The organism is Nostoc sp. (assembly GCF_036919495.1).
Lineage (GTDB): Bacteria > Cyanobacteriota > Cyanobacteriia > Cyanobacteriales > Nostocaceae > Nostoc.
In genome coordinates, this window is sequence record NZ_JBALBZ010000050.1 from 62,084 (window position 1) to 79,942 (window position 17,859).

The 17,859-nt window shown below is 41.3% G+C and carries 20 protein-coding genes; 10 read left to right on the top strand and 10 right to left on the bottom strand.

All coding sequences use genetic code 11. The features are described from left to right. Positions 1–40: 40 nt before the first annotated feature. From V7K25_RS06890 to V7K25_RS06905, 5 genes are all read left to right on the top strand, one after another. Positions 41–700, top strand: coding sequence for an L-threonylcarbamoyladenylate synthase (locus V7K25_RS06890; protein WP_100901534.1), 660 nt, complete (start codon positions 41–43; stop codon positions 698–700). 396 nt (positions 701–1,096) lie between these two features. Beyond that, complete coding sequence (locus V7K25_RS06895; protein WP_335156313.1) at positions 1,097–2,317, top strand: HetZ-related protein; 1,221 nt, start codon at positions 1,097–1,099, stop codon at positions 2,315–2,317. Between the two features lie 116 nt (positions 2,318–2,433). Then, entirely contained in the window at positions 2,434–2,655 is a 222-nt protein-coding gene (locus V7K25_RS06900) for an addiction module protein (RefSeq protein ID WP_335156404.1), read from the top strand. A gap of 139 nt (positions 2,656–2,794) precedes the next feature. Then, positions 2,795–2,944 carry a type II toxin-antitoxin system RelE/ParE family toxin gene (locus V7K25_RS31555; protein ID WP_442948069.1) on the top strand — a complete coding sequence of 50 codons (150 nt, stop codon included), beginning with the start codon at positions 2,795–2,797 and terminating at the stop codon, positions 2,942–2,944. Positions 2,945–3,190: 246 nt separating this feature from the next. Further along, the gene (locus tag V7K25_RS06905) at positions 3,191–3,673 is read left to right on the top strand and encodes a PD-(D/E)XK nuclease superfamily protein (protein WP_335156315.1); all 483 of its coding nucleotides are present in this window, start codon (positions 3,191–3,193) and stop codon (positions 3,671–3,673) included. Here the strand turns inward: V7K25_RS06905 and V7K25_RS06910 are convergent. After that, on the bottom strand, positions 3,670–4,497 hold the full coding sequence (locus V7K25_RS06910; protein WP_335156317.1) for a DNA adenine methylase: 828 nt from the start codon (positions 4,495–4,497) through the stop codon (positions 3,670–3,672). The genes V7K25_RS06905 and V7K25_RS06910 overlap by 4 nt on opposite strands. 165 nt (positions 4,498–4,662) lie before the next feature. Between V7K25_RS06910 and V7K25_RS06915 the strand changes: the two genes are divergently transcribed. From V7K25_RS06915 to V7K25_RS06925, 3 genes are all read left to right on the top strand, one after another. Then, a complete protein-coding gene (locus tag V7K25_RS06915) occupies positions 4,663–4,869 on the top strand; it encodes a DUF751 family protein (protein ID WP_100901538.1) in 207 nt (68 codons plus the stop codon). 123 nt (positions 4,870–4,992) lie between these two features. Beyond that, positions 4,993–5,412, top strand: a complete 420-nt coding sequence (gene rbfA, locus V7K25_RS06920; RefSeq protein WP_335156319.1) for a 30S ribosome-binding factor RbfA — start codon at positions 4,993–4,995, stop codon at positions 5,410–5,412. A gap of 937 nt (positions 5,413–6,349) precedes the next feature. Continuing rightward, positions 6,350–6,586 carry a DUF4327 family protein gene (locus tag V7K25_RS06925; protein WP_012407481.1) on the top strand — a complete coding sequence of 79 codons (237 nt, stop codon included), beginning with the start codon at positions 6,350–6,352 and terminating at the stop codon, positions 6,584–6,586. Between the two features lie 525 nt (positions 6,587–7,111). On the opposite strand, the gene V7K25_RS06930 is transcribed toward V7K25_RS06925, so the two are convergent. Then, a complete protein-coding gene (locus V7K25_RS06930) occupies positions 7,112–7,465 on the bottom strand; it encodes a hypothetical protein (protein WP_335156321.1) in 354 nt (117 codons plus the stop codon). Positions 7,466–7,640: 175 nt separating this feature from the next. After that, a complete protein-coding gene (locus V7K25_RS06935) occupies positions 7,641–8,387 on the bottom strand; it encodes a 3-oxoacyl-ACP reductase family protein (RefSeq protein ID WP_335156323.1) in 747 nt (248 codons plus the stop codon). 615 nt (positions 8,388–9,002) lie between these two features. Here V7K25_RS06935 and V7K25_RS06940 point away from each other — a divergent pair. Then, positions 9,003–9,908 (top strand): cation diffusion facilitator family transporter, encoded by a 906-nt coding sequence (locus V7K25_RS06940; RefSeq protein WP_335156325.1) that lies wholly within the window; start codon positions 9,003–9,005, stop codon positions 9,906–9,908. 302 nt (positions 9,909–10,210) lie between these two features. Here the strand turns inward: V7K25_RS06940 and V7K25_RS06945 are convergent, their stop codons facing one another. The 4 genes from V7K25_RS06945 to V7K25_RS06960 all read right to left on the bottom strand — a co-directional run bounded on the left by V7K25_RS06945 (position 10,211) and on the right by V7K25_RS06960 (position 14,899). Continuing rightward, positions 10,211–10,615 (bottom strand): response regulator, encoded by a 405-nt coding sequence (locus V7K25_RS06945; protein ID WP_335156405.1) that lies wholly within the window; start codon positions 10,613–10,615, stop codon positions 10,211–10,213. 910 nt (positions 10,616–11,525) lie between these two features. After that, a complete protein-coding gene (gene guaA, locus V7K25_RS06950; RefSeq protein WP_335156327.1) occupies positions 11,526–13,145 on the bottom strand; it encodes a glutamine-hydrolyzing GMP synthase in 1,620 nt (539 codons plus the stop codon). Positions 13,146–13,370: 225 nt separating this feature from the next. Next, on the bottom strand, positions 13,371–14,483 hold the full coding sequence (gene cbiD / locus V7K25_RS06955) for a cobalt-precorrin-5B (C(1))-methyltransferase CbiD (RefSeq protein ID WP_335156329.1): 1,113 nt from the start codon (positions 14,481–14,483) through the stop codon (positions 13,371–13,373). A gap of 194 nt (positions 14,484–14,677) precedes the next feature. Continuing rightward, a complete protein-coding gene (locus tag V7K25_RS06960) occupies positions 14,678–14,899 on the bottom strand; it encodes a hypothetical protein (protein WP_335156331.1) in 222 nt (73 codons plus the stop codon). Between the two features lie 76 nt (positions 14,900–14,975). On the opposite strand from V7K25_RS06960, the gene V7K25_RS06965 reads away from it, so the two are divergent. After that, positions 14,976–15,191, top strand: coding sequence for a hypothetical protein (locus V7K25_RS06965; protein ID WP_335156333.1), 216 nt, complete (start codon positions 14,976–14,978; stop codon positions 15,189–15,191). A gap of 311 nt (positions 15,192–15,502) precedes the next feature. Here the strand turns inward: V7K25_RS06965 and V7K25_RS06970 are convergent, their stop codons facing one another. The 3 genes from V7K25_RS06970 to V7K25_RS06980 all read right to left on the bottom strand — a co-directional run bounded on the left by V7K25_RS06970 (position 15,503) and on the right by V7K25_RS06980 (position 17,537). Beyond that, on the bottom strand, positions 15,503–15,799 hold the full coding sequence (locus V7K25_RS06970) for a DUF7734 family protein (protein WP_335156335.1): 297 nt from the start codon (positions 15,797–15,799) through the stop codon (positions 15,503–15,505). 36 nt (positions 15,800–15,835) lie between these two features. After that, on the bottom strand, positions 15,836–16,432 hold the full coding sequence (locus V7K25_RS06975) for a DUF3177 family protein (RefSeq protein WP_335156337.1): 597 nt from the start codon (positions 16,430–16,432) through the stop codon (positions 15,836–15,838). Positions 16,433–17,291: 859 nt separating this feature from the next. After that, positions 17,292–17,537 (bottom strand): Calvin cycle protein CP12, encoded by a 246-nt coding sequence (locus tag V7K25_RS06980; RefSeq protein ID WP_335156339.1) that lies wholly within the window; start codon positions 17,535–17,537, stop codon positions 17,292–17,294. Positions 17,538–17,859 lie beyond the last annotated feature (322 nt).

Sequence of the window (17,859 nt, forward strand, 5' to 3'; positions counted from 1 at the left end):
CCTGCTCCCCCTGCTCCCTCATCTCCCCACTCCCCGAGTTATGGCAAAAATTTTCCCAGTTCATCCGGATAATCCTCAAGTTCGCCGAATAGAGGAAATAAAGTCGGCGCTTTCTAGTGGCGCAGTCATGCTTTATCCTACTGATACAGTCTATGCGATCGGTTGTGATTTGAATGCCAAGTCGGCGGTAGAACGAGTGCGGCAAATTAAACAGCTAGCAAATGATAAACCACTGACATTTTTATGTCCCTCGCTTTCAAATGTGGCAACTTATGCCTTCGTAAGTGACACAGCCTATCGGATTATGAAACGCCTGATTCCAGGGCCATACACGTTTTTGCTCCCAGCGACTAAATTAGTACCGCGATTGGTGCAAAGTCCCAAGCGGAAAAGTACTGGAATTAGAGTACCAAACCATACAGTGTGTTTGGAGTTGCTGGCAGCCTTGGGCAATCCGATTATTTCAACTTCAGCACATCTGCCACCAGATGAAGCAGATAATGGCATGATTCGGATAGATCCAGAAACTGTTCAGTCGCGGGTAGAGCTATTTGATCGTTTAGATAAGTTGGTAGACATAATTGTAGACACTGGCGAAGAACCTACTTATGAAGTATCTACCATCTTGGATATGACCGGAGACGAAGCAGCAATTATACGGAGGGGTTTAGGTTGGGAAGCAGCAGCAGCATGGGTATAAAAATTACACTTCACAGGCGCACCTCTCCGTTTCGGAAATTGTGATAAAAGCGACTCCAGTTTTTAAATTGTCATATTTTAAGGCGATGTCTACGATGGACACAGATGCAATAACAGGATGGTGGCAACAGTTGGTACAACAAGGGATTTGGTAACTTTGAGAAAATGGCGGGTACTTTTGTCCCAGCGTCAATGTGGTAACTTGTGAAAAAACCGACACATTGGCATAACTGTAACTCTCTCGTATTTCCTACAGTTTTATATATGAGCTTTAGATGTGAGCATTACATGCGGCAAGCCTTGATGGATGAATGCCTAAAGATTCTTCAGCCAAGGCTAGCCTTGATTGCTGTGTCTGCGTTGTAATTACGGTGCAATACTACCCCCTGAAAAAGTCATGAAATCTAACGTCATTAATCTACCAAACTCTACACCCATTTTTGATAACAACCTTTCGACTGAAGAATTTTCAGACAGCAGCAGCGAAACCTTGATTGAATTGCTGTGTCAGGAAATGCAAGCACAAGTGAAAGCAGCACCCAAGTGCGTAGAAGCTTTAGCAAACCGCATAGCCGTAGAAGTAGAACGCATTTGCGATAAAAGCTCCCGTATCCAAACATCTGGGGAAATCAAATCCTGGCAGATTACGTTGGGAAGGCATCGGATGCACAAGTGCTTACGTTACTACCAACTAGGCTCAAAACAAGGACGGGTGGAATTACATAGCAATTTGGGTGCTATGGTTTACCGTCATGTAACTATATCCGGCTCTGAGTTGGGTTTTGAGGCTCGTTACAGTCTGATTGAAGATTTTTTACAAGCATTTTATATCGAAGCTATCAAAGCTTTCCGCAGAGAAAACGAACTACCTAACGATCATACGCCGCGTACTCAGCTGCAATTAGCTGAATATATGGCATTTACAGAGCAGTATGCCAAACGCCGGATCAATTTACCTGGTGGTGCAAATCAGCAATTGATTATCTTGCGGGCCCAAGGCTTTGCTCGTCGTCAGCCGCAAGAAACTACCGTGGATATTGAAATGGCGGTAGAGTCTGCTAAGGGTGAAGAAGCGGAATCTTACCAGCGTAACTCGGCGGTGCAGCAGCTGCGATCGCAAATGATCGCCCAAACTAATTTCGATCCATCAGAAGAGTCAGAACGCGATCGCGTCATCACTGAATTGATGAAATACCTGGACTCTCAAGGCCAATCTGATTGTATGAACTACCTCAGCTTGAAACTTCAAGACCTCTCAGCCCCAGAAATTGACCAAATTCTCGGTTTAACCAGCCGTCAGCGCGATTATCTCCAACAACGGTTTAAATATCACGTAGAAAAGTTTGCTAAACAACACCATTGGCAATTGGTACATCAATGGTTAGGTGCGGGTTTAGAGCAAAAATTGGGTTTATCTTCCCAACAGTGGGAAATCTTTGTGAATCAACTCACAGAACAGCAACAGCAAATATTACAGTTAAAAACTGCACGGGAAAATGACGTTGCGATCGCTAAAACCATCAAATGCACCCCCAAACAGTTACAAAAACGCTGGACTCAACTTTTAGAACTAGCATGGTCTATTCGCAACGGTCATACTGAGGCACAGACAGGTTGAAGTCAAAACGAAATAACTAAAATTCATCCAAGCTAAATTCCAGTTATTAGAAATGTTGTTATAGATATGGCGGTTTCAGGGTGTAATAATGAAGGTGAATAAAATCATAGAAGGCCATAAACCCAGTATTTCCCGAACTCTCTAGTCTTTCGAGAGCAGAAAAACTTCAACTGGTAGAAGATTTATGGAATGAAATTGCCGCTACAGCAGCAGCGCTTCCAGTTTTAGATTGGCAGAAACAAGAGTTAGCCCGTCGCAAAGCCGAATATCAACAAAACCCAGCCATTGGCAGCAGTTGGGAAGATGTAAAAGCCAGAATCTCTCAACGGCATGGCTAGAAACTTAACTCCTTATAGGCACAGAACTAGACATTATTGAAGCTTATAACTGGTACAAGGGGCGCGAATTTGGGTTATGCGCTGAGTTCCTACGATGTATTGATGCCTGCCTGAATTTAATTCGGCGTCACCCCAGCACATACCAGATTTTCATGAAACCTATCGCCGCGCTACAGTCAGGCGTTTTCCTTACGTCGTTTTTTACGAGTTTAATGAACAAGAGATTATTATCTACGCTGTTTTCCACTGTTCCCAAGACCCAGAAAAATGGCGTAGTCGCTTGCAATAGTTGCTTTTTGAGTCGATACAAAAAATCTATTATTTTAACTATTATCTGAATTAGTAACTCGTTACTTATCCAAATTATTAATACACTTGTATTTATTTAGTACAAAAATACCAAATTTTTCTTACTTCATACCTAAAAAATCTAGCCTTGTGCGTCAAAAATCAAAAATTTATATAACCTAGCATTTACTGTTGCTTCCAGGGAATCCTAAAATCAGGAAACCTTTTGAAAATAATCAGGATAAAGATGACTCAAGGCGCAAGAGCAGTTACTTCTGGCAATGTCTTGGAAAAAGCTGTAGAAGGGATTTTACTGGGTCATGGATATGTCCAAGTGGGCTTTGATTTACCAAAAAAACAGCGCCTTGGATGTCTTTTAAGCTTGAATACTATACCCAAACGATATGCAAGGCAGGTTTATATCGGAGCAGGAATTTATGGGAGCTATATATATGTAGACTTTTATATTATTGGTGCTGCATCCGTTTCTTCCGGGCTAATTATTGAGTGTAAATGGCAGCAAACTAGCGGTTCAGTCGATGAAAAACTTCCTTACCTTAACTTGAATATTCAAAATTGCTATCCTGCACAAGCAGTTGTATTAATTGACGGTGGAGGTATGAAACCGCAAGCTGTGTCGTGGTTAGGGAAACAAGTTGTTTTAAATCAAAATCTTCTCTATGTTCATAATTTAAGTTCATTCATTGCCTGGTCTAACAATAATCTTTAATACGAAGTTACTAGTAATTCTGTAATTTTTCCGCGCTTTTTGGCATTAGAATTAATTGCCCTAGATGCTGATATAGTGTGAATATGGAAACTGCTGTAAAGGTTGCGAATAAATTCACAATCTGAATTAGATAGCATCACTTTAACTCCACGCCCAGCTAATTTTTCAAATACATCTTTGAGTTGAACTTGCTGATCTTCAGCAAACCGATAGCTACTGTAAGCTGTAAAATAGCTAGTTTCACTTACAGGATAGTATGGTGGATCAAAATAAATAAAATCATCACTGCTTGTGGCATAATTTAGCACATCAACAAAATCTGTTTGTTTAATTTTAGATGTAGAAAGTGCTTCTGAGGCTGCTTTTAGTAAAACCTCAGAACAAATATTGGGATTGTCATATCTGCCTAATGGCACATTAAATTTACCCTGTGAATTAACTCGATAAAGACCATTAAAACAAGTTTTATTAAGATAAATTATCCGAGCAGCTTTTTCTATATCAGTACCACCAGAGTGGTTTCGGATACTATAGTAATAATCTTTATCATGTCGGATTTTATGCTCTTTCAATATAGAAATTAATTCCTCAACATGATCTCTAACACAACAATAAGTATTAATTAATTCGGCATTAATATCAGTTAAAAATGCTGTACTTGGTTGGAGATAGAAAAAAACAGCACCACCACCTAAAAATGGCTCATAGTAATTTTTATAACTTTTGGGAAAATAAGGAATATATTGCTGTATCAACCTACTTTTACCCCCTGCCCACTTCAAAAATGGACGCGGGCTAGTTTCCTTGGGGATTTGAATTACCATTTACTTGCGATTTAACTGAAAATAATCGTGACTAAATAAAGCCAATATAACCGACGAAGTATATTTTATATTAGCTGGCTAATTTTCCAGCCGCATAGATTACAATTGAGTAGATAAAGCATATCAAAACAAACGTAAGTATATAACAAGGCAGTTGACATTCAGATGTTTGACGGATTTTGGGATAACGTCTTTCGCTACCCCCGGTACTTAATTACTATCGTCTTAGGACTGTTTATTAACACCTTTGCGCCATTAGTGCCATTGTTGAAGCGCCCAGTTACCTTGATTGCTATCTTGGGTTTGTTTGTGAGCAGCCTAGTCTTCCTTACTCTCACCCTACGAGCAATGCTAGGCTTGAGTACAATCTAGACTAGCGCTATATCAGGGCTGTGTCCCACAGACGGTTTCTTTTGGCATTGCTTGCGCTAAGTACTGTCTACTTAATTTGCATGTATTTTTGTTGTACAACCTCTGTAAGGAGGCGAAATTTTTATGGCTACAAATCGCCGGGTTTCCCGCGTTGCTGAATTGATCAAACGGGAAGTTAGCCAAATGCTGCTCAACGGCATCAAGGATGACCGTGTGGGTACAGGAATGGTAAGTGTTACTGATGTTGATGTTTCTGGCGATCTCCAACACGCCAAAATCTATGTCAGTATCTATGGTACAGATGAAGCTAAAGCAGAAACAATGGCAGGGTTAAAGTCAGCCACAGGTTACGTCCGCAGTGAACTTGGGGCGCGAGTACGGCTACGTCGTACACCAGAGGTGTTGTTTCTTGAAGATCGCTCCATAGAACGTGGTAATAAAGTACTGGCACTACTAAACCAACTTAACCATCAGCGTCCCCCAGAAAATCTCGTAGCAGTAGAAGACAGCATCGATCGAGATGATGAATCATCAGATGAATGAGTAACTGAAATAACAATGTAACTTCAGAACAATTAATCTCAGCAAATCCGCCAAACAATTTACAGACGTGACCAAATCGCGTCTGTTTTAATATGACCATAATCTATTTCAGGGATCGGTAGTTGCATATATACGTTTTTTGCTTGCCTTGGCTTCCGTCTCTACTCTACTATTCCTCTTTCGCTCTACCCCCAATACCTTTTAGTTAAGGAATTTCTTCTTGGTTGAGGTAGTTTATTGAAGCAAAGGGAGAAGAGAAGCTGTTCTTGAGAGAAGAATTACTGAATAATAACTCTCTTTCCTCCCCTGCCCCCTTCAACTGAAAGTCTTTTAGTCCACCCTTTTACAGATGTTTATCCTAAGAAAACTGTGTAATATTAGTGCTGAAATTAACCAAATAATTACGGTTCTATTTAAGAAATTGTTAACAGATGCTAGGGTAAAAGCCTTCTTAGGTTACTTTAGCCGTTATGTTTTGCAACACTTTATACCCTAGTATCTGACAAATATTTTTATGTTGTTTACCCTTAGATAAATACCAGCAGTCTAAATCCGGCTTTAAGGTGATTATTTGATATGTAAGCGATGCCTACGGCGGGCTACACCTATGCGCCCTGAACCTCTGGAAACCGCTAAATCTTGCTTAAATACAGTAATGGCAAGACTTTCAGACTTGTTGCATAAAAACTATACAGCCGCCATAGCAGGTAAAGTTAACTACTCGGAACTTTTTTTGTAAAGCGGATTTTCGACAAATGTCAGGATTCGTTGACTTTCTTAACATTTCTTGAGATAATTTCAGGATATCTAGCGTCAAAATAAAAATAGTTCCGTATAGCAAACTACAAAATCCTAGCCACAAGTCTAATTTCTGTAATGTTTGTTCCTAATTATTAACGGGAACACTATCGTAAGTGTTAATTTGTGAGTAAAAAACATGAGTGTGAATACGGTGCCTTCTATCAATTACTACTCTCTCGATCTGATTCAAGACGAAGCACGCCGACTGGTGCAAAAGGGAATGATTAGCCGACAACAGCCAATATATACCCTCTGCCAATACATTCCAGCGAGAGAGTGGGTTTGTGTTGAATGTGAATTGGAGAAATGTGACTTTTTGTTACGCGATCGCATTGGCGACCTAATTGGTCGTGAACAGTGGGATAACGACTAATCAATGTTTGATTTCAATTTTGGGATTGGGGTTTCATTTTCGATGTGTGGATATCACCATCAACTATTCAACGCCCAATCTGGGGGATAATCTCTGGTTTTTGATGAGCATTGCCCCATATAGAATCTTGCGTTTTTCATTAACCTAAAAGCATTGGAGTCTGAATTTATACAACTTTTCAAGTTAAAGAAGGCATCAGAACCATTTCTTGTGTATATCTGGTGCTATAGCTTGAGTCTAGTAAGTAGATTCTGTGACGTTCCTATATTTATCTAATAGGTAAATGTAGGAACTTCGCTTTGGACTTGCAATTCATTGCATCGCTTCCCTAAAGTAAGTGATAGTCTGCTTGCTATTCAAAGCCAGAATCCGTCTTGAAAAGTTGGCTAACGTCCGGCTAAATGTCGTCACCAGTTGCGACAATATAGAGAAACTCCACAAGCAACTAGCTCAATTTTCGCAAAATCCAAAATTTGTATAGTATTTTTTTTAATCTCGAAAAGTACAGAAAAATCACATGAACTATTATCCTACTTGCTCTAAGTAATTATTAATGTCTTCAATGATACGAGTAAGTTCAGCTTCAGTAGTCAAGCGGATGTTGACGTTGCGGACAGTCAGCAAAACTTTGGCTGCGAAGGGTGTTGGCCAGATATTAGGATTACAGAAAATTTCTAAAAATACTTCACCTGTATAACGATATTCCAGAGGAGGCTGGGGAGTTACTTTACCACCGCCAGGAGTGGGTTTAGCGGCTACAGCTTTCAGACGCTCCATCAATTGATCTGTTGCTGCTTTTAATTCTCGTGCTGCTTGGGGTGAAAAACTGAAGGAGACAGAACCTTCAACTAGGTTCAAGGTTAGAGGAATTGAAGACATTTTTTATTAAAACTTCTTGATAAGTACTAATATTACCGGAAAAAGAGACGAAGCCGCCGAGAGCGACGGTGGCGAACCCCATTTTTTCGAGGATGCACCCTAGCCTTGGCGCAGGCATCGTCGTCAGACAGATTTGCATAATCGGACTTTTCTTGGCTTTGCTTTGGTTGGCGAATCAGGCTGCGAAGCCGCCATCAATTTTCAGGTTCGCACCGGTGACGAAACTCGCTTCCGCACTGGCGAGATAAGAAACCATGTCGGCGACTTCTTCGCTTCGTCCGTAACGCTGGAGGGCGGTGATGCTTTTCATCCTGTCGGCAAAAGTACCGTCCGCCGGGTTCATGTCGGTGTCAATCGGGCCGGGTTGGATATTGTTCACCGTGATGCCACGAGGGCCAAGGTCGCGGGCAAGACCGCGCGTGAAGCTAGCGATCGCACCCTTGGTCAAAGCGTAGACAGAGCCACCAGCAATAGGCATAATGTCGCTGTTAACACTGCCGATCATGATGATCCGTCCACCCTCGCCGATATGGCGGACAGCTTCTTGAGTTGCAACAAACACACCCTTGACGTTAACCGCGATGAGTCGGTCAAAATCATCCAGTGAGAACTGGTCAATCGGGGCGAAAGCGGCGACCCCCGCATTGTTTACAAGGATATCGAGACGACCAAAGACTTTCACAGTCTCAGCGACAGCGTTTTTCACAGCTTCCACATTGGCACTGTCGGCGTGAAAAGCCAAGGCTCGTCCACCTGCCGCTTCGATGGCAAGCACTACCTCGTCGGCTTTTTGTGGGGAGCTAGTGTAGGTGAGGGCGACAGTTGCACCATCGTCCGCCAGACGTTTAGCGATCGCCGCCCCCAGACCGCGTGAGCCGCCAGTTACCAATGCCACCTTATCTGTAAGTTTTTTGGTACTCATAGTATTCGTGATTGAAACTTGTCGTCTGAAGAAAATTGACCATTGAAATTATATTGCTCAAGTTCTTACTCAAACTCGGAAGAGTATCAAATGTTCACCCATGCCTCTGGCTTGTTAATTGCTGTTTAGCGAGGGAAAGAAATGCTGAGTGACTCTTGAGAGAAATTGGGGGATTGTACAAGAGGCAAAGGAGCAGGGAACAGGGGATATAGAAAATAATTAGGATTCGACACTTTTTCGCTATTGGTTAAAGGTAGTAAATTAAACTCATTAGACTCATCAATTTTCCTGAGTAAGTACAGCTTACTGATGGTTATCATCATCTCTTTAAATACAATTCGGTCTGACCCAACTGGATGTATGAATAACAAATTTAATTAAAATATTTTTAGAATTAATGCTAAAAATCTGCTGTTATCTGTAGAGGTATTATTAATACATATAAAGCTTGTAGCTGTTGTTAGTTATAAATAATCTCAACAAAATAGTATAAAACATAGAGCCTATAGAGAGACTTAAGTTTTACTGCGTAAGACTTTGATACATTTGATTAGTCTGTATTTATGTTTTAAGTTTTACATTAGAAGTTATAGAACTTGATGTGATAAATTATCTATGATTTACGATAACCGCGCCGAAGTGCGAAAGGTTTTAATTATTACCCTACTACTCAACCTGTTTGTAATGGGATTGAAAGCACTTGTGGGTTACTGGACTGGTTCGTTGAGTTTGCTAGCTGATGCCTTGCATAGTGTGACAGATAGCGCTAATAACGTTTTAGGATTAATTGCAAGTAAATTTTCTTCTCCACAACCCGATCGCGAGCATCCCTATGGACACAGCAAGTTTGAAGCTGTGGGAGCTTTAGGAATTGCCTCGTTTTTAGGAATAGCGTGTTTTGAAATTCTGCAAGGAGCAATCGAGCGAATTCTCAAAGGTGGTGGTGAACCTGTGAAAATATCGCCACCTGAGTTGTGGTTATTACTAATTGTGCTGGGCGTGAATATTTTTGTGGCGTTTTACGAACGTAGTGTGGGTAGGCGGGTAGGTAGCTCAATTCTCATAGCTGACGCTACACATACCATGAGCGATATTTGGGTGACAATCTCTGTAATTGGCGGCTTGATCGGAGTTTGGCTAGGTTATCAATGGATGGATTTGGTGTTAGCTTTTCCTGTCGCCTTGTTGGTATTTTGGAGTGGCTGGTCAGTTTTAAAAGAAAATTTGCCTTGGCTTGTCGATCAAATGGCGATCGCACCAGAAGCAATTCATGCGATCGCTACTTCTGTTCCAGGTGTAATTAACTGTCATGATATTGCTTCTCGCGGTGTTCTTGGTCGTCAAGTCTTTATCGAAATGCATTTAATAGTAGATGCACCAGACGTAAAAACCGCTCACCACATCACCGAAGAAGTAGAAAGCCGATTAGAAGAACGGTTCCGTCCAGTTAGGATTTTAATTCACGTCGAGCCACCAGCCTATAAATCTGAGCAAATTAGCTTTGAAACTGGAGCGAAGTAATCTAAGCAATTTAAAATCACGCCTTGTTTCAGATATAAGGAAGCCTTAACTCCGACTTTTTTGCAGCTAACTGAAACGTCTCCGGCTTTGCTCAAAATTAACAAATGCGATCGTGCCAAATTCCTGGCTATTGACTGGATGCATTCTTTTATGCGATCGTTTATTTTTACAAAAAACACCCTACATCTTCCTGAAGCACAATAGAAGCACAATATCAATATAGAGTGATAAAGAATATGAGCGGAGATGAGAGAGATTAGAGAAATAACAAATTACCACCGACAAATCACTGCATCTTTGCATTAACTCTTATAAGAAGCAACCAAATCAGCAACGATCGCAACTAGTTCTCCTGGATCAACGGGTTTTGCCACATGAGTCTGAAAGCCCGCTTCCAGCGCACGGCTACGATACTCGCTATCGCCATAGGCAGTTAAAGCTATAGCCGGGAGTTTTTCCCAAATATCAGACTTCAGCGCCCGGATCTTGCGGATGAGAGTGTAGCCATCTTCACCAGGCATAGCAATATCACAAATTAAAACTTCTGGTTGCAACTCAGGTAATACTTTCAATGCTACCTCTGCCGATGCAACTGCCATGACGGTGGCTCCATCAGCTTCCAACACGGTAGTAATATAAAAGCGGCTATCGTCATCATCATCAACTACGAGGATGTTTAAGCCAGCAAGGGGCAGAGTAGGTTCCATAACATCTCCATTAATGTTGATCGCATAAAAGTTATTTCTAATGAGATGCTTGTTTTTTCTTAGTAACCACACCATTGGTAATTTTACTGCGATCGCGTCTATTTTCCTAGAAAATAACTTAATTCGTCCAGCCAACATCAAATAGATGGTTAATTATTGACGGGATAAAATTATGTTGGTGTTTAATTTCTTAATTAACTTTTATCAATAATTGGAGTTAAAGAATAATCTTGTTAATTACTGACTGTTTTATTGTTATAAAATTCCTATTTTATTTTTGAACAAAATTACGTACTATAGAGTGCATTAAAATTAAATCCGTAACGCACCATTTATAAGGATTTGGTGTCGTACTTTCGCAGCTACACACCCTATTTAGCATGTCAAGGCTAAATGTTGTGCAATAAATTTTGCAGGTTAGGTCGTTCGCGTCAGCGTCGCGCAGCGAAGAATAAAATCCAACACCCCGATGAATGTTGGGTTTAACATTGCTCAAACCAACCTACACTTAATGCATCATTTTAGCCTTGACACCCTACTACGTATCTTTTGAAAAATCAAATAGTAGTCCTATAAAAGGTTGGGATTTTCGTAGAACTAAACCACGAATAAATTTGCTTGCTCTTGGTGCAGACGCTGAGTGAACAGACTTTTTTAAATTTGGAGTTTTGAATCTTTCAATCCATTATCCAAAATTTAAAATATCAAATTCGCTCATCAGTTTCTGAACTAAGTCAACTCAAAACTTGGTTAGGGATTTCTAGAAATTAAATTATTCAATTTTGGGAGCGAAGATGATCGTTAGATTCTTCCTCCCCTGCAACGCCAGCACGCCAAAGCGTACCCCTTTGGGGAGCTTGCTACGCGTAGCGTCCCGCAGGGATGGGATATTTTTTTAGTTGGAAGTCCCTTACTCCCATTCAATGGTTCCAGGCGGCTTAGAGGTGATGTCATAAACCACCCGATTCACCCCTTTCACCTCATTCACAATCCGAGTGGAAATCACTTCCAGCACATCGTAAGGGACTCTTGCCCAATCAGCAGTCATGCCATCTTCACTGGTAACAATCCGCAAAACAATTGGGTAAGCGTAAGTGCGTTGATCCCCCATAACGCCAACACTACGAATTGGCAGCAATACAGCAAATGCTTGCCAGAAATCATGATACATACCGCGTTGGTTAATTTCTTGCCGGACAATCAAATCTGCATCGCGCAAAATATTTAACCGCTCAGATGTGACTTCCCCCAATATGCGAATTGCCAAACCAGGCCCAGGAAAAGGTTGCCGTTGGACAATTTCTTCTGGTAAACCAATGGAACGCCCAACTTTGCGGACTTCATCTTTAAATAGTTTCCGCAGTGGTTCCACCAATTTAAATCTTAGGTCTTTGGGTAAACCGCCAACATTGTGATGACTCTTAATTTTCACCGCTACCCGCTCACCAGTTTGGGGATCAACGTTGGTGTCAGCAGATTCGATCACATCTGGATAAAGAGTCCCTTGGGCTAGATAATCAAAGTGACCGAGGCGCTTGGATGTTTCTTCAAATACAGCAATAAATTCGTGTCCGATGCGGCGGCGTTTTTCTTCAGGATCTGTGATATCAGCAACTCTAGCTAAAAAGCGATCGCGAGCATTTACATACTCTACAGGAATGTGAAACTGCTCTTGGAACAGCTTTACCAATCGCTCTGGCTCATACTTTCGCATAAAGCCTTGATCGATAAATACGCAAGTCAGTTGATCGCCAATGGCTTTATACAACAAGAAGGCTAAGGTAGAAGAATCCACCCCACCAGACAGCGCCAACAGCACCCGCTTGTCACCAACTCTGGCGCGAATTTCCCGAATTGCCTCTTCGACAAAAGCTGCTGTTGTCCAAGTAGGTTCGCAATCGCAGATATGATAGACAAAATTACGGATTAATGCTAGACCGCCAATAGAATGCACTACCTCTGGATGGAACTGAACGCCGTAAAGTTTCTTTTCGTGATCGGCGATCGCAGCACAAGGAGTATTTTCTGTATGTGCCAGCAATTCAAACCCTGACGGCATTTGGGTAACTGAGTCTCCATGACTCATCCACATGGTGGTGCCATCTTCAACATTAGTGAGCAAATCTGTGGGATCATCAATATATAATGAGGCTTTGCCGTACTCACCTCGGTCAGCCTTTGCGACTTCCCCACCGAGTTGGTTTACCATCAGCTGCATCCCATAGCAAACACCCAAAACGGGTATTCCCAAATTCCAGATTTCTGGGTCACAATGGGGAGCGTTATCACCATAAACCGAACTTGGGCCACCTGAGAGGATGATTCCCTTAGGATTGAGTTGGCGCAAATGTTCGGAAGTAGTGCGATAGGATAAAACTTCAGAGTATACTTGAGTCTCGCGGATGCGACGGGCAATCAACTCAGAATATTGAGAGCCGAAATCCAGAATTACAATCAATTGGCGATCAAGTCTCCCAAAATTTTCTAATGTTTGGGGTGCTTGTTCTGTTGGTATCACCGCTGTATTCATGACGGGAGTGTTATGTCTGTTAAGGGTAGATGCTTTGTGGTCTATGGTGATGCTATTATTCAGCCTGGGTAGGCTGATAATGGTATAGAGAGCCTTTACAAACGCAAGGTTATGTGAGTTTGTGGATGTTCCTGAGTCGGAAATGGTATTAAAACGATAAATTTACCCTAGAGTGGTTACTTAGAAGATTATTTATTTGAATTGTTTACGATTATTCATAATAAATTAACATAATTTTTCCATCAACAGACCAGCAGTTTTACTCTTCACGATAATTTTGCGATCGCGATCAAAGAGGATAGAGCCACAGATTGTTACTCTTGTGCTGCTTTCCTTGTGGTTTTGGATGTATTCTTGAGAACGAACATCGATAGTTTCTGCGATCGCACTGTAAACTTGATTTACCCAATCACTACCAGTTGATGCATCTAGCGATTTTAGGTATGTTAGTGCGGCTTCGGCGGTTGCACTGTTAAACACAGCTTGGATATCTGGTGATTTTAAACCTGCGATCGCACAATGGGCTGCTAAAATTTCTCGCCGTCCATCAGCCAAGTAGTGATGAGTGTGAAAAATCCCTCCAGCCAGTTTCATCAGCTTACCGTGATAGCCAAATAATAAGATTTCTTTCACGCCTAGCACATCAGCTTCTACTAACATTGGGCCAAGCCAGTTAGCAGTTTTGACCAATTGTTCAGGATTAATCCCTAGTTTACGCGCCAAATCTAGGCCATTTTCCCCGATACAGAATACTAAACTCTCAAAACGACTGGCTTTATTTTGTAACTCAGCCCGAAAAACTGCAAGCTGATCTGGTGTACTTAAGGGTTGAGAAATGCCGGTTGTGCCTAAAAGGGAAAGTCCTTCAACCACACCAAAAGCAGAATTTGAAGTGCGAACAGCAAGCGATCGCCCTTCGGGTAAAATAATCGTCACCGTGATTTTTTCTCCCGGTGCTAGCATTCGTTGCAAGTTTTCTTTTAAAAGCCTTTGAGCATAAGCATAAATAGCTGGCTTGTCATCAGCATTCGCCTGTTTGCCAATTCCTTCCCCACCTTTAATAATTACAGCCTCACCTGCTTCTCTCCATTCCACCAGCGCCCAAATCGGTGTATTTTTGGTTAAATCAAGATTATCACCAGGATCGCTGCGAGCGATCGCTAAAGCTGTATTCTCAGATAATCCTGCTACCTGTTCAATGGGGATTTCTGCGATTTGAGCGGGTTCAATCAAATCTACAGATGCTAAAGTTAGGGGTTGGCGATCGCGTAACCAATGTAAAGCTGCAACAGCAGCAGCACAGGCAAATACTGGTAGTGTGTATCCAGAACGGGACATTTTTTAAATTTAAAAGTCAAAATAATTCTTCAAAAATAAAGACAGTTTCAGATGGCAATTTAGACATCAACTGTAGCTTACTTCCTTTAGGGTAACGTTCCTGTTCAGGGGATGTAAGCAAGCTTGAACTCAGCACCAGAGGCTTTCATCCGTCGGCTGCATTGGGGTTGTTAGGCTGTGTCGCCGTCTGTAACTTATGGCATTGACTCAATTATTGCCCTTAGCACCTTATTGACTGATTCTGGTGTTGTAAAAACTTGAGCTACATCTTCATCTAGAACCACAACTTTTAGCAGTTGCTTTCTTCTACTTTGAGCGGCAAAGCGGTTGGGCTTCGCCTTTTTATAATCAAAGTGGTACTCAGCTAGAAGCTCGTCATCTGAATTGTATGACTCTTCAAAAGGCGTTTTGTTCATAATCTTCATGCTCCCTTCGAGTGGCTAAACAAATCATATCTGAGGTTCAAAATCTGCGTTGACGATTCCGGTGATCATGCGGCTCTTTTTGTGCGTCCGCCGAATCGACGAACATAGCGAGAACGAATTGCAGCGCAGTTGTTCGGCTGCGTTCAAGCTCCAACTATGCCAACCATCTTATCAAACTGGGCGATCGCTCTATGACAGTCGTCTAGAATTCTACTCACTGAGCAAACTGTCAGCCTGCAATGGATATACATGGCGTAAGCTTCGCCAAGCCGGAAATGGTTGATCATTAATCATTGCATCTGGCTTTGGGAGATAACCAGCGAAGCAATCCTCTAGTCCAAACTCCTTTGCTGAAGCACGAGCATAATCACTGCCTCCACTGCTCCAGCAGTACAGTACTGCTCCTTGCGCCTTTAACTCTCGAACTACTTTAATGACACTGGGTATTGGAATTCATTTCGTTCCAACCGAGCGAACAAGAGTGTCATCGACATCAACAAAAATGACTACAGTTGAGTTTTCCGTGCTAACGCTTGATTCTACTTAAGTTTAATCACCCAACCGAAGAATAACTATAACTGCCCAATTAAATAGTTAAATTCCCACTTCTAATAATAGAGCTTCCATAGCTGACCAAGAAATTCCTTGTTGAATATAACGGGGTGCTTCAGGATTATAAGGACTGGCTACTCGGTCAATGTTGATGATGTTTGCCCCATCTGGCAGAACTGGTACATCTGCATCAAATGCTGTAGGGCGCATCAAAGAACTGGAAAAGCCTTTGAAAATAGCAATTGTATCTTCCTCATCAGCAATTTCCACCCTTACAATTAGAACTTCTTGGGGACGTTTAGCGGTGTATTGTTCCAGTCGCTTGCCAATGGAATCCATTTTTTTAAGAATAGGGGTATGGTAGTGCAACGACGCTTACTGTGGTGTAGCCGAGCGTCCCTGCTTGCCTAACTTAATCAGAACAAAGTAGCTTAAGTAAAGCACATAAATTACTAAACAAGTTATGCCGAGAAAACCTAAAAACTCAGCCTTGCTATTAGCATGGAAATATTCTTTGAATAGCAACGGAGCCTCAAACCAAACGCGACAATGGGAAGTCTTCAGCGCACTACCAGAAAAAGCACAACTCAAAAAAGGGATAAAGGCTAGTGTACCCAAAATACAATAAACAGTTGTAGCCCAGCGCCAAGAGGTAAAAATCAATTTCAAAGAGCCACTGGTTTGAAACTCAATTTCATCGTTGATATCCACCCAGAACCACAGCGAAATCGGGATCAAAATCTGAGCTATCAACCCAGAGATAAAGCTAACTGGATACTGAGCAATCATTAAATAAATCGTGATTGCTACCAGGCTTGATACTCGCCAGTATATAGCCAATAAGCGTTGTATGCCTTCCGCTTTTTGCACAAATGCCCAAATCAGAAGAACTAGCGGAATAACTACCAGGAATAATACTGCCAGTCGGTAATCCATCCAGACGAAAGGGCGAAACCAAACGTTATAATCCATAGTTTTTCTCAAAGGATAAATAAAACATTTTTAACCAAGAACAAGTATCCATAACTGACAAACCTGTAAGCTAGGGCTATTTAGTTCTAGACATAAACTGCCCAGAAATAAAGTTCTTTGGCTTTTAGCTAAAGTCCGTTAAAAGAGACTATAACCTTTTCTCAGTCGTCTTTAGACGAGTTTTGCTATTAGACTCAGAATTCATTCTGAGGCGGGCTAGATAGAATGAAATAGCCCTGGCTGTAAGCTATTAGCTAACTAATAGTCTATCTATAATTACATAACAGTTTAATCAAAGCACAAAGTCTAGCCTCAAGACTGCGCTCTAACTTCTTTGTGCAAGCAAGTGGCTACCCAACTTATACTATTTCACGAAATTTATACTGTAAATACATTTGTAGGGGCATACAAATGTACGCCCCTACAGTCAATTTATTTGTTGCAAAGATTTTTGGAAAAGGTATTAAATAGTAAATTGTTTAATTCACTTTCCTTAATCTCTCTATTTGGTAAAAAACAAGCAACTCAAAGACCCTCGTTTCAGATTTTGCACTTATTTGCAAGTAGCGTGAGGAAGAGTTCTAAAACCCACCCACTGACTATACACTCGGCCCTCTCGGACAAAACCCCAATTTTTTTGGGTGTAAAAGTTTCCTTTTTAAGATAAAAAAACTCTCAAATGCTAACCCTAATACATCCTTAACACCAAATATTTCAGCAATTATTTACCTGTTGGGGTAAATGATGAAACACGGGGAGTAAGATTTTAGGCGGGAGTGAGGTGAGAGTGCAAGATTTGAGTAAGTAAATTCTGGTTGCTTGTTTACCAAACGAACAAAAAATTCACTTGTCTAAATTTTTAGTCGTCGTAAACTCGGCATTCAATTGCATCTGGGTTGTCATCACAATACTGTTCTAGAGAATTTTTGGGCTTGCTTTGGCGCTTGTGGGAAGCTTCGGCTTGCAATTCTTCTACTGCATCCCAAGCAGCAGCACACTCTGGTGAGTTGCTACCACTAATGTCACAGACAGTACGGGCTTGCTCTACTTCTTCTTGGATTTTCTCTTGAATATCGCTCTTTGCTGTTTCTTGGATGTTGGTCATTGCTTTAGTCTCGTTGTGTGTTGTTAATACTAGTATAGAAAAAATTCAGAAATGGCAGATTTTAGCTTGATTACTAACCATTCTAACCATTCATCTCATAACTTAGTACTTTAACCTATTGATTTATAACCAATACAGTAAACTGCCGCATCTATAATGCATTCATCTTTATTTTTTAAGATTTTGTGGAATCAGTACCATAGATAAACAATCATACAATAGATTCAGATGCATCTATTAAGGAATGACAACCCCAGCTTCTTGGGATGGAGGAGACAAAAGGCTGGCACTAATTTTTGTCGGATGCAATTCTTCCCAAAAT